The organism is Mesorhizobium sp. FG116, assembly GCF_057809835.1.
Map to the genome: position 1 here is coordinate 1 of NZ_JBMDKS010000013.1, position 12,579 is coordinate 12,579.

A 12,579-nucleotide genomic window follows, 5' to 3' on the forward strand; every position below is an offset into this window, starting at 1 on the left:
GATCCCGGACATTCCTTTCTCGCTCCGCTCGAAAGCGAATTCCGGGATGACGAAGCGGAGGAGGAGGCGCTCTCCTGGCCGGGATGACGAGGCGGAGGAGGTGGCGCTTGCGCTTCAGATGACGAAGCGAAGGGGTTGAACTCCTGCTTGGTTGACGCGGCCAAGCGATGCGCTCGCTTCTAGGATGACAAGCGCAGAGGTTGAGCGTCGAGGCTTGCTTGATTAAGCAGCCGCCAGCGCTGCCTTGACCGCCGCGATCGCATCACTCGCCTTCGAGGCATCGGGGCCGCCGGCCTGGGCCATGTCCGGCCGGCCGCCGCCGCCCTGCCCGCCCAACGCAGCCGAGGCAACGCGAACGAGTTCGACCGCACTGAACCGGCTCGTCAGATCGTCAGTGACGCCAACCACGACGCTTGCCTTGTTATCCTCGCCAGCGCCGACGAACACGACCACGCCAGAACCGAGCGACTTCTTGCCGGCATCGGCGAGCGGCTTCAAATCCTTCGGCGAAACGCCGGAAACCGCCTTGCCGAGGAAGCCGACACCGGCGACCGTTTCAGTCTCGTTCAACCCACCAGCCGTTGCGCCACCGCCAAGAGCAAGCTGCTTGCGTGCCTCGACAAGATCGCGTTCCAGCTTCTTGCGCTCGTCGAGCAGGGCCTCGACCCGGGCCTGAACATCCGCCGGCGAAATCTTCAACGTGGCTGCCACTGCCTTCAGGCGGCGATCCTGCTCATCCAGATGACGGCGCGCGGCCTCGCCCGTCAGCGCCTCGATGCGACGGACACCGGCTGCGACCGGGCTATCCGAAACAATCCGGACCAGGCCGATGTCGCCGGTTGCCCGCACATGCGTGCCGCCGCACAGCTCGATCGAATAAGGGCGGTTGGCTTTTTCGCCGTGCAATGCGGTGCCCATTGAGACCACGCGCACTTCATCGCCATATTTCTCGCCAAAGAGCGCCATGGCGCCCTCGGCGCGCGCATCGTCCACCGACATCAGCCGTGTCGTGACGGGGCTGTTCTGGACGACGATTTCGTTGGCCATCCGCTCGACCTGCTCGATCTCGTCAGGAGACACAGGCTTGTTGTGCGAAATGTCGAAACGCAGCCTTTCCGGCGCAACGAGCGAACCCTTTTGCGCCACATGGGTGCCCAGCACTTCACGAAGGGCCTCGTGAATGAGGTGCGTCGCGGAATGGTTGGAACGCAGGCGCGAGCGGCGGGCATGGTCGACTTCGAGCTCCACTGCCGCGCCCTGCTTGACCGTTCCCTTCACCACCTTGCCGAGATGAATGAAGAGGCCGTCTGCCTTCTTTTGCGTATCCGAGATTTCAATGGTGAAACCGTCACCGGAAACGCGGCCGGTGTCGCCCATCTGGCCGCCGGATTCGCCGTAGAACGGGGTCTGATTGACGATCACCGCAACCTTGCTGCCGCTGGCTGAAGCGTCGATTTCCTTACCGTCGCCAACCAGCGCCAACACGACGCCCTCGGCCTTTTCCGTGTCGTAGCCGAGGAACTCGGTTGCGCCGAGCTTTTCCCGCAGGCCGAACCAGATTGTCTCGGTCGCGGCCTCGCCGGAGCCCGCCCAGTTGGCGCGCGCTTCGGCGCGCTGGCGCTGCATGGCATCGTTGAAGCCGTCGAGATTGACGGAAATGCTGCGCTGGCGCAGCGCATCCTGCGTCAGGTCGAGCGGGAAGCCGTAAGTGTCGTAGAGCTTGAACGCGGTCTCGCCGTCCAGCATCGCGCCTTCCGAAAGATCCGCAGTGGCTTCCTCCAACAGATGCAGGCCGCGCGCCAGCGTTTTGCGGAAGCGTGTCTCTTCAAGTTTCAGCGTCTCCGTGATCAGCGCTTCGCCGCGCACCAGTTCAGGGTAGGCCTGGCCCATTTCGCGCAACAGCGCCGGCACCAGCTTCCACATCAGCGGCTCGCCGGCGCCTAGCAACTGGCCGTGGCGCATGGCGCGGCGCATGATGCGGCGCAACACGTAGCCGCGGCCTTCGTTGGAGGGCAGCACGCCATCGGCAATCAGGAACGCGGACGAGCGCAGATGGTCGGCGATGACACGGAACGAGGCCGTGGTTTCCTTGTCCGGCCCGCGACCGAGCGCTGACGCCGCAGCATCGACGAGATGACGGAACAAATCCGTCTCGAAAACAGAATCGACGCCCTGCAGGATCGAGGCCATGCGCTCGAGCCCCATGCCGGTGTCGATGGAGGGGCGCGGCAGGTCGACACGCTCTTCCTTGGTGACCTGCTCGTACTGCATGAAGACGAGGTTCCAGAATTCCAGGAAGCGGTCGCCATCCTCTTCCGGGCTGCCGGGCGGGCCGCCCCAGATATGCTCGCCACGATCGATGAAGATTTCCGAGCAAGGGCCGCAAGGGCCGGTATCGCCCATCGCCCAGAAATTATCGGAGGTCGGGATGCGGATGATGCGGTCTTCGGAAAAGCCGGCGATCTTCTTCCACAGGCGCACGGCCTCGTCGTCGGTGTGATAGACCGTGACCAGAAGCTTGTCCTTGGCGAGACCGAACTCGCGCGTGATCAGGTTCCAGGCAAGCTCGATGGCGCGCTCCTTGAAGTAGTCGCCGAACGAGAAATTGCCGAGCATCTCGAAATAGGTGAGATGGCGGGCGGTGTAGCCGACATTGTCGAGATCGTTGTGCTTGCCACCGGCGCGCACGCATTTCTGCGCGGTCGTGGCGCGCGAATAGGCGCGCTTTTCCAGCCCGGTGAATACGTTCTTGAACTGCACCATGCCGGCATTGGTGAACATCAATGTCGGGTCGTTGCGCGGAACAAGCGGGCTCGACGAGACGACCTCATGGCCTTCCTTGCGGAAATAGTCGAGGAAAGTCGACCGGATCTCGTTCACGCCACTCATGAATGATGCCTTTTTCGCGGGAAACGCCGACGATGCCGGCGCACAGAACATGGCCTTTTAGCGACCAGCCATCGCACTGTCCAGAAAGACAAAAAGGCCCGCACGAATCCGGCAAGCCAGCCAGCCAAATCGCCTTGGAACGCGACAAGCCGGCATCAAAAAGCAAACCGCCGGCCAAAAAGACCGGCGGCTTATGTTACCCGATGAAATGCAAGACGGTGCGCCTCACATGGGCGGGATTTTACATCTCGCCCGCTTCGTCTTCCAAACCGCCCTCGCCGCCGTTCTCGAGGAATTTCTCGGCGATCAGCCCCGCGTTCTGGCGGAGCGCCAGTTCGATTTCGCGCGCCGTTTCCGGATTATCACGCAGGAAGAGCTTGGCATTCTCACGCCCCTGCCCGAGACGCTGGGAATTGTAGGAGAACCAGGCACCCGATTTTTCGACCACTCCGGCCTTGACGCCGAGGTCGACCAGCTCACCGGTTTTCGACACGCCTTCGCCATACATGATGTCGAATTCGACCACCTTGAACGGCGGCGCCAGCTTGTTCTTGACCACCTTGACGCGGGTCTGGTTGCCGACGACCTCGTCGCGGTCCTTGACCGAACCGATGCGGCGAATGTCGAGACGCACCGATGCGTAGAACTTGAGCGCATTGCCGCCGGTGGTGGTTTCGGGCGAACCGAACATGACGCCGATCTTCATACGGATCTGGTTGATGAAGATGACCATGGTGTTGGAGCGCGATATGGATGCGGTCAGCTTGCGCAGCGCCTGGCTCATCAAGCGGGCCTGCAGACCCGGCAGGGAGTCGCCCATCTCGCCTTCGATTTCGGCGCGCGGCGTCAATGCCGCCACCGAGTCGACCACCAGCACATCAATTGCGCCGGACCGCACCAGCGTGTCGCAAATCTCCAGCGCCTGTTCACCGGTGTCCGGCTGCGAAATCAGCAGGTTTTCAAGATCGACGCCAAGCTTGCGGGCATAGACAGGATCAAGCGCATGCTCGGCATCAACGAAGGCGCAGATGCCGCCCTTCTTCTGCGCCTCTGCCACCGTGTGGAGCGCAAGCGTGGTCTTGCCGGAGCTTTCCGGGCCGTACACCTCGATGATGCGACCGCGCGGCAAGCCGCCGACGCCAAGGGCGATATCGAGGCCAAGCGAGCCGGTCGGCACCGTCTCGATCTCGACAACCTGCTCGTTGGCGCCCAGACGCATGATCGAGCCCTTGCCGAAAGCCCGCTCGATTTGCGACAGGGCCGCATCCAGAGCCTTTGATTTATCCACCGAACTGTCCTCTACAAGCCGCAATGAATTCTGAGCCATGATACAGCACCCTTTGTTCGTCAATGAAAGCCGGACAATCCGTTGATCCCTGCTATTTTGTACCTTTTTTGTTCTTTTTTGGCAATAGGATTTAAAATATTGATTTCAAACATAAATTCACATTTGTTCTTTTTTTGTACTTGCACTTGATGCGCGATGCACGATCCTGTGAGCCCATATGGAGCAAGAGGCGCGGGCGAATCGCTGCGTTCGATTGCCGATGCCGGTTCACCAAACTAAACTCCGTTTTGATCCAGCCCGGTAGGTCCGCATGACGCTGAAACCCAATATCCTTGCCGTGGGCGGTGCGCATGTCGACCGGCGCGGCCAGGTGTCCGGCGTCTACGTGCCGGCCGCTTCCAACCCCGGCACGATGCGCGAGGATGTTGGCGGCGGCGTGTTCAATGCACTTCGCACCGCCGTGCGTAGAGGCGTCTCGGCTTCACTGCTCTCGGTGCGGGGCGGCGATGCGGCTGGCGACACGGTTGCGCGTGCCATCGCCGAGGCAGGCGTCAGCGACCTGTCCGTGACGTTCCTCGACCGGACTACGCCAAGCTATACGGCGCTTCTCGATCGCGAAGGCGAGTTGCTCATCGGCTTTGCGGACATGGCGCTTTACGAAGCCGCCTTTGCCAAGCAGATGCGAAGGGCAAAGGTGCGCGAGGCGCTGGAGACAGTCGACGCCGTCTTGTGCGACGCCAATCTGCCGGCCGCAGCGCTGGAGCGACTGGCCAAGCTGGCCAACGGCAAGCCGATCTTTGCCGTCGCCATTTCCCCGGCCAAGGTCGTGCGTTTCGTTCCGATCATGGGGCAGCTTGCGATCTTGTTCATGAACCGACGCGAGGCGGCGACGCTTGCCGGGATGGAGCGCGAGGCTCCAATACAGAAACTGGTTTCCGGGTTGCAAAAGGCTGGCCTTGGAAGCGGCGTCATTACCTCCGGAAGTGAAACGATCCTTGGGTTTGACGAGAAGGGTTCATTCGCGATCAGCCCTCCCGCCGCGCGGCATGTCGCGGATGTAACCGGCGCTGGCGACGCGCTGGCTGGCGCGACGGTGGCTGCGTTGCTGAAGGGCCTCGATTTGCGCCGGGCATTGCGCGAAGGGGTGGCCGCCGCGCTGCTGGCCATCGAAAGCCCGGACGCCGTTCCGAAATTCGACGCTTCATCCTTTGCCGAAGCGCTTGCTCTTGTGCCTCAGGCGGAGGAAGTGGCATGAGATGCGCGACTAGCAAAGCACCCCGAACAAACCAGCATGCGGCATAGCCGGAGACGATCATGACGCCAGAAAGCGCCCGCCCATTCATCGACGTCCATGCGCCGGTGGCTAAAGCTTTGGCCGCTGGCCGCCCGGTCGTGGCGCTTGAAAGCACGATCATCACCCACGGCATGCCTTATCCCGACAATGGAGCGATGGCAGCCAATGTCGAAAAGATCGTCGCGGATGAAGGGGCTGTTCCCGCCACGATCGCGGTCGTCGGCGGCCGGATCAAGATCGGCCTTTCCGATGGCGAGCGTGAATCGCTGGCGATGACAGGCGACGCTATGAAGCTGTCGCGCGCCGACCTCGCATTCGCCGTTGCCGAAGGGCGCACCGGCGGCACCACGGTGGCAGCGACAATGATCGCAGCGCACATGGCTGGCATCCGGGTTTTCGCCACGGGTGGCATCGGCGGCGTGCACAAGGGTGCGGAGACGAGCTTCGACATTTCCGCAGACCTCGACGAACTGGCGCGCACGCCAGTCATCGTTGTGTCTGCTGGCGCGAAGGCCATTCTCGACATCGAAAAGACGCTGGAAGTGCTGGAAACGCGCGGCGTTCCGGTGATCGCCCATCGGGCCGAAGTCATGCCGGCCTTCTGGTCGCGCCAATCGCCGTTCCGGGCCCCTCTCACGCTGGACAGCGCAGACAAGATCGCCAAGCTGTTCCAGACACGGCGGGCACTCGGGCTTGAGGGCGGCATGCTGGTGGCGAACCCCGTGCCGCAAAATGACGAGATTCCGGCCGGTGAAATGGCTGGTTACATCGAAGCGGCGCAGAAGGCGGCGCAGGTTCAAAACGTCACCGGCAAGGCGGTGACGCCATTCCTTTTGTCGAAGATCCTGGAACTGACCGGTGGCCGCAGCCTGAAGACCAACATCGCGCTGGTCGAGAACAATGCGCGGCTGGCGGCGCAGATTGCCAAATCGCTTTAGGCGTCACTTGCCGGCGCGCAAACCGGCTTCATAGGCTTTGCGCGCCCAAGCAGTCATCTCGTCGGGGTCATCCAGCGCGCTTTCCGGCACCGTCCAATAGGGCATCGCCACTTCCTTGCCGTGGCGCTTGTGGCGATACGTCCAGCGCTTGGCGCCAGCCGCTTCATAGTCGCCTGCAACCGCGTCATCGCCCTTCAGCATCAGTTCGCCGCGCAGGATCAGCGCGAAGATGACGCCTTGATGATAGATGCCCTTGCCGCTGAACATGCGGCGGATGGAAACGGCCCCGAGCCCATCAAAGAGTTCCCGGATGCGCTCGTCGTCCACAGTGACCGGGCGGATCAGGCCGCGCTTGCGGCGCCGCGCGCTTCAGCCAGCGCCTTGAGGTCGGCCGGCTTCAATTCCACGGATTCACCGCAACCGCATGCCGAACTCTGGTTGGGGTTGCGAAAGGTGAACCCCGTGCGGAGTTTCGTCTGCTCGAAATCCAATTCGGTGCCGAGCAGGAAAAGTGCTGCTTCTGGCGCTACGTAAACGTGGGCGCCATCACGCTCGACATGGTCGTCCTTGGCCACCGGCTCGGTGACAAGATCGACGGTATATTCCATGCCGGCGCAACCGCCCTTCTTGACGCCAAGGCGAATGCCATGGGCGTTTTCACGCGTCGCGACAATCTCGCGCACACGTTCGGCAGCCCTCTCGGTCATACTGATGACGACGAAGCGTCCCATTACTTTCTCCACTGTCGCGCCGGTTCAAGGCCGGCGGAGCGAGTCTCACCCTAAAATGGTGAAGTTTCCGCCGTAGCGCAAGACCACCGAAAGACGCCACATAGAAGCGTTAGTACCATCCGCAGGCGATCTGCGCTTCTTCCGACATGCGGTCAGGCGTCCAAGGCGGATCAAAAGTCATGGTGACATCGACATCCGAAATGCCTTCGACAGCACTTACTGCATTTTGAACCCAGCCCGGCATTTCGCCAGCCACAGGGCAACCCGGAGCGGTCAGCGTCATCTCGATCTTGACCGTGCGGTCGTCCTCGATATCGATCTTGTAGACGAGGCCAAGCTCATAAATGTCGGCTGGAATTTCAGGGTCATAAACCGTCTTCAGCGCCGAGATGATATCGTCGGTCAGCCGCGCCAGTTCGTCCGCCGGGATGGAGGAGGCCGTGACGACGCCGTTTGTCGCCGCTTCCTGAGGTGTGGCCTCAGCCATTGTCGATTCTTCCATTTTCGTCACCCGAAAAACTTCCGCGCTTTTTCCAGCGCCTCGGCGAGAGCATCAACTTCCGCCCGCGTATTATACATGCCGAACGAAGCCCTGCATGTGGATGTTACGCCGAAACGTTTCAACAGCGGCTGGGCGCAGTGCGTGCCCGCACGAACCGCAACGCCCTGCCTGTCGATCACCATCGATACGTCATGCGCGTGGATGCCTTGCAACTCGAACGACACGATCGCGCCCTTGTCCGGGGCGTCGCCCAAAATGCGGAGCGAATTGATCGCGCGAAGCCGCTCATGTGCGTAGGCTTTCAGGTCGGCCTCGTGTGCAGCGATACGGTCGCGACCGACGCTGTCCATGTAGTCGAGTGCCGCGCCAAGCCCAATGGCCTGCACGATGGGAGGCGTACCCGCCTCGAAGCGGTGTGGCGGGTCGTTATAGGTGACGATGTCCTCCGTCACCTCCTCGATCATCTCACCGCCGCCCATGAACGGCCGCATGGCTTCCAGCCGCTCACGCTTGCCATAGAGAACACCGATGCCGGAAGGACCGTAAACCTTGTGCCCGGTGAACGCGAAGAAATCACAGTCGAGATCCTGCACGTCGATGGGCATGTGCACGGCGCTTTGGCTGCCGTCGACCAGCACCGGAATGCCGCGCTGGTGGGCGATGCGGCAGATTTCCTTGATCGGGGTGACCGTGCCGAAGGCGTTCGACATATGAGTGATGGCGACCAGCTTTGTGCGATCGGTCAGACTCTTTTCAAAATCCTCGATATGGAATGCGCCAAGGTCATCGACCGGCACCCACACCAGCTTCGCGCCTTGCCGCTCGCGGATGAAATGCCATGGAACGATGTTCGAGTGATGCTCGAGGATCGACAGCACGATCTCGTCGCCGGTGCCGATATGCGGCATTCCGAAACCATAGGCCACGGTGTTGATGGCCGCCGTCGAATTCGAGGTAAAGACGATGTTGTCCGTGCTTGGTGCGTTCAAAAAACGCCGAACGCTTTCGCGCGACTTCTCATAGGCGTCGGTTGCGGCATTGGACAAGAAGTGCAGTCCGCGGTGCACATTGGCGTATTCCATCGAATAGGCCTGCTGGATCGCGTCCAGCACCACCTGCGGCTTCTGTGCCGAAGCCCCATTGTCCAGATAGACGAGAGGTTTGCCGTAGACTTCACGCGACAGGATCGGGAAATCGCGGCGGATCGCCTCGACATCATAGGGAAGTGTTGCGGTTGACTGGTCCATTTTCAAAGTCCTGCTGCCCTCACCCTTACCCTCTCCCCGCTCGCGGAGAGAGGGGGCGTCAGCGTTGGCGCCCGTTACCCATGTGTGGCGAACCAGCCGTCGAGCTTCTGCTCCAGGGCCTCGACGATCCGTTCGTCCTCGAGCTCTTCGATGACTTCCGCCACGAACGCCTTGACCAGCAGGCCGCGCGCCGACTTTTCATCAATGCCACGCGCCATCAGATAGAACAGATGGTTGTGGTTGATCTCGGTGACCGTGGCGCCGTGGCCGCAGGCAACGTCGTCGGCAAAGATTTCGAGTTCCGGCTTGGTCGAGAACTCGCCGTCATCCGACAACAAAAGCGTGTTGCAGGCCATCTTGGCGTCGGTCTTCTGCGCCACCTGATGCACGTTGATGCGGCCCTGGAACACGCCGCGTGCCTTGCCGGTGACGACATTGCGGATGATTTCGCGCGACCCGGTATGCGGCACGGCATGGTCCAGCACCATGGTGACATCGGTGTGCGTGTCGCCGGCCAGAAGGTCGATGGCGCGCAACTGGAAGTCCGAGCCCTCGCCCTTGGTAACGACGCGGATTTCCTGGCGCACAAGCTTGCCGCCGGCGTTCATGACGAACAGCGTGAGCTTGGCGTTCTTGCCGATCCAGGCGTTGAACTGGCCGAAATAAGATGCCGTGTCGGGCTGCTCCTGCACGATCAGCCAGGTCACATTCGAGCCGTCGCCAACCGTCAGGTTATCGACCGACGAAACCAGTGCGCCACCGGTGCCGGTCTGCCGTTCCACGATTGTGGCGGTGACGCCAGCACCCACCTTGGCCGCGAAACGGGTATGAACCTGCCCGCCAGCCTGCATGTTCTGCAGTTCCACCGGCTTGTCCAGAAGGGTGCCGTCGGCAATGTCCAGAAGCCAGCCATCTGCCACGAAGGCGGTGTTCAGCGCACCGATGGCGTCATCATCGCCCTGCGTACCAAGCGCCGGCGCATATGTGCCATCAGCAAGCTTTGCGGAGACCGGGGCTGCCGTAACGCCTTCGATCGCAGCCGGCTTTCCGGCAACGCCATTGAGAACCGGCAGCACCGGCGAACCTTCGATCAGCGGCGCGACCGTCTTTGCCTCAAGGGCAGCGTCGAATTCCGGCACCGTCGTCAGCAGGCGGCGCAGGTCGGTGTAGTGCCAGGATTCGACACGACGCGTCGGCAGACCGGCTTTCAATGTCTCGATGGCGTTGTCGCGCTTCAGCATGACGTCACCATCGCCCGGCAGCAGCGTAAGCCTTTCGCCGAACGCCTCGATCAAGGCGGTCTCGGCGGGCGTGAGCTGCGGGGTTGAATGAATGTTCATTGCGTTCACCTCACTCCGCCTCAAGCCGCCTCGTCGATGACGCCGGAGTAGCCATTGGCTTCGAGTTCGAGCGCCAGCGACTTGTCGCCCGACTTGATGACCTGGCCCTTGTAAAGGACGTGAACGGTGTCGGGCACGATGTGCTCGAGAAGACGCTGATAGTGGGTGATGACGAGGAATGCGCGGTCGGGCGAACGCAGCGAATTCACGCCATCGGCAACGATCTTCAGCGCGTCGATGTCGAGGCCGGAATCGGTTTCGTCCAAAACGCAGAGCTTTGGCTCGAGCAGCTTCATCTGCAGGATTTCGGCGCGCTTCTTCTCGCCGCCCGAGAAGCCGACATTGAGCGGGCGCTTCAGCATGCCCATGTCCATGTTGAGCGAGCCGGATGCCTCTTTCACCTTCTTGATGAATTCAGGGATCTTCAGCGGCTCCTCGCCGCGCGCCTTGCGCTGCTCGTTGAGCGCGACCTTGAGGAACTCCATCGTGGCGACGCCCGGTATCTCCATCGGGTACTGGAAGGCGAGGAAGATGCCGGAAGCGGCGCGCTCGGCCGGGTCCATCTCAAGGATCGACTCGCCGTTGTAGAGGATCTCGCCCTCGGTCACTTCATAGTCCTCGCGGCCGGCGAGGATATAGGACAGCGTCGATTTGCCGGAGCCGTTCGGCCCCATGATGGCGGCGACCTCGCCCTTGTTGACGGTCAGGTTCAGCCCACGAATGATTTCGGTGCCGTCTTCGGCGATGCGGGCGTGCAGGTTCTTGATCTCAAGCATTTGTTCTTCCTGAATCTTTTGTGCCGGTCAGCCGACCGAGCCTTCCAGCGAAATTCCGATGAGCTTCTGCGCTTCGACAGCGAACTCCATCGGCAGTTCCTGGATAACGTCCTTGACGAAGCCGTTGACGATGAGCGCAATCGCTTCCTCTTCGGGAATGCCGCGCTGCATGACGTAGAACTTCTGGTCCTCGGAAATCTTCGAGGTGGTCGCCTCATGCTCGAACTTCGCCGTCGAGTTCTTGGCTTCCATGTAGGGCACGGTATGCGCACCACACTGGTCGCCGATCAGAAGCGAATCGCAGTTGGTGAAGTTCCGCGCATTGGTCGCCTTGCGGTGCGCGGAAACCTGGCCGCGATAGGTGTTCTGCGAAAAGCCGGCAGCGATGCCCTTGGAGATGATGCGGCTCTTGGTGTTCTTGCCGAGGTGGATCATCTTGGTGCCGCTATCGATCTGCTGGTAGCCATTCGACACCGCGATGGAATAGAAATTGCCCTGGCTGTCGTCGCCGCGCAGGATGCAGGACGGGTATTTCCAGGTGATCGCCGAGCCGGTTTCCACCTGCGTCCACGAAATCTTGGAGCGGTCGCCACGGCAGTCGCCACGCTTGGTGACGAAGTTGTAGATGCCGCCCTTGCCTTCCGCGTCGCCCGGATACCAGTTCTGGACCGTCGAGTACTTGATCTCGGCGTCATCGAGCGCGATCAGTTCGACCACGGCGGCGTGAAGCTGGTTCTCGTCGCGCTGGGGTGCCGTGCAGCCTTCCAGATAGGAGACGTAGGCGCCCTCTTCCGCGATGATCAGGGTGCGCTCGAACTGCCCGGTGCCCTTTTCGTTGATGCGGAAATAGGTGGAGAGCTCCATCGGGCAGCGCACGCCCTTCGGCACAAACACGAACGAGCCGTCAGTGAACACGGCGGAGTTCATGGTCGCATAGAAATTGTCGCTGACCGGGACGACGGAACCGAGATATTTCTTCACCAGTTCAGGGTGTTCGCGGATCGCTTCGGAGATCGAGCAGAAGATGACGCCCGCAGCCGCCAGTTCCTTGCGGAACGTGGTGACGACCGACACGGAATCGAACACCGCATCAACCGCGACGCGGCCCGACTGGTAGACATTGTCGGAAAGCTCGCCATCCAGTTCGCTAGGCTCGGTCTGCTTGCGCACGCCGGCGAGGATTTCCTGCTCCTTGAGCGGAATGCCCAGCTTCTCGTAGGTCCTGAGCAGTTCAGGATCGACCTCGTCCAGCGACGTCGGCCCGGTCATGCCCTTCGGCGCTGCGTAGTAGTGAATGTCCTGGAAGTCGATCTTCGGATATTCGACACGCGCCCATGTCGGCTCTTCCAGCGTCAGCCAGCGGCGAAACGCTTCCAGACGCCATTCGAGCATCCATTCCGGCTCGTCCTTCTTGGCCGAAATCAGACGGATGATGTCCTCGTTAAGGCCCTTGGGAGCCTTATCGGTCGCGATTTCCGTCTCGAATCCATATTTGTATTGGTCAACGTCGATCTTTCGGACTCGATCGATCGTTTCCTGCACGGCAGGCATAAGCGTTCTCCATCCACGCCGGG

Annotated in this window: 11 protein-coding genes; 2 read left to right on the top strand and 9 right to left on the bottom strand. The window is 61.4% G+C overall.

All coding sequences use genetic code 11. The features are described from left to right. Nucleotides 1-222 precede the first annotated feature (222 nt). Nucleotides 223-2,889: an alanine--tRNA ligase gene (alaS, locus tag ACODTY_RS12015; RefSeq protein WP_488994499.1), complete on the bottom strand. Its 2,667-nt coding sequence runs from the start codon at nt 2,887-2,889 to the stop codon at nt 223-225. A 241-nt stretch (nt 2,890-3,130) separates the two neighbouring features. Beyond that, complete coding sequence (gene recA / locus ACODTY_RS12020) at nt 3,131-4,216, bottom strand: recombinase RecA (RefSeq protein WP_488994500.1); 1,086 nt, start codon at nt 4,214-4,216, stop codon at nt 3,131-3,133. A 271-nt stretch (nt 4,217-4,487) separates the two neighbouring features. On the opposite strand from recA, the gene ACODTY_RS12025 reads away from it, so the two are divergent. Both ACODTY_RS12025 and ACODTY_RS12030 read left to right on the top strand, forming a co-directional pair. Next, on the top strand, nt 4,488-5,432 hold the full coding sequence (locus ACODTY_RS12025; RefSeq protein WP_488994501.1) for a carbohydrate kinase family protein: 945 nt from the start codon (nt 4,488-4,490) through the stop codon (nt 5,430-5,432). Between the two features lie 59 nt (nt 5,433-5,491). Next, the gene (locus tag ACODTY_RS12030; RefSeq protein WP_488994502.1) at nt 5,492-6,409 is read left to right on the top strand and encodes a pseudouridine-5'-phosphate glycosidase; all 918 of its coding nucleotides are present in this window, start codon (nt 5,492-5,494) and stop codon (nt 6,407-6,409) included. Between the two features lie 3 nt (nt 6,410-6,412). On the opposite strand, the gene ACODTY_RS12035 is transcribed toward ACODTY_RS12030, so the two are convergent. The 7 genes from ACODTY_RS12035 to sufB all read right to left on the bottom strand — a co-directional run bounded on the left by ACODTY_RS12035 (nt 6,413) and on the right by sufB (nt 12,556). Then, nucleotides 6,413-6,736 carry a TfoX/Sxy family protein gene (locus ACODTY_RS12035; RefSeq protein WP_488994503.1) on the bottom strand — a complete coding sequence of 108 codons (324 nt, stop codon included), beginning with the start codon at nt 6,734-6,736 and terminating at the stop codon, nt 6,413-6,415. A 14-nt stretch (nt 6,737-6,750) separates the two neighbouring features. Next, nucleotides 6,751-7,140: a Fe-S cluster assembly scaffold SufA gene (gene sufA / locus ACODTY_RS12040; protein ID WP_488994504.1), complete on the bottom strand. Its 390-nt coding sequence runs from the start codon at nt 7,138-7,140 to the stop codon at nt 6,751-6,753. A gap of 109 nt (nt 7,141-7,249) precedes the next feature. Then, nucleotides 7,250-7,627 carry an SUF system Fe-S cluster assembly protein gene (locus ACODTY_RS12045; RefSeq protein ID WP_488994505.1) on the bottom strand — a complete coding sequence of 126 codons (378 nt, stop codon included), beginning with the start codon at nt 7,625-7,627 and terminating at the stop codon, nt 7,250-7,252. 20 nt (nt 7,628-7,647) lie between these two features. Beyond that, the gene (locus tag ACODTY_RS12050; RefSeq protein WP_488994506.1) at nt 7,648-8,889 is read right to left on the bottom strand and encodes a cysteine desulfurase; all 1,242 of its coding nucleotides are present in this window, start codon (nt 8,887-8,889) and stop codon (nt 7,648-7,650) included. Between the two features lie 74 nt (nt 8,890-8,963). After that, entirely contained in the window at nt 8,964-10,229 is a 1,266-nt protein-coding gene (gene sufD, locus ACODTY_RS12055; RefSeq protein WP_488994507.1) for a Fe-S cluster assembly protein SufD, read from the bottom strand. A 20-nt stretch (nt 10,230-10,249) separates the two neighbouring features. Further along, nucleotides 10,250-11,005, bottom strand: coding sequence for a Fe-S cluster assembly ATPase SufC (gene sufC, locus ACODTY_RS12060; protein WP_488994508.1), 756 nt, complete (start codon nt 11,003-11,005; stop codon nt 10,250-10,252). A gap of 27 nt (nt 11,006-11,032) precedes the next feature. After that, nucleotides 11,033-12,556, bottom strand: coding sequence for a Fe-S cluster assembly protein SufB (gene sufB / locus ACODTY_RS12065; RefSeq protein WP_488994509.1), 1,524 nt, complete (start codon nt 12,554-12,556; stop codon nt 11,033-11,035). Nucleotides 12,557-12,579: the final 23 nt, after the last annotated feature.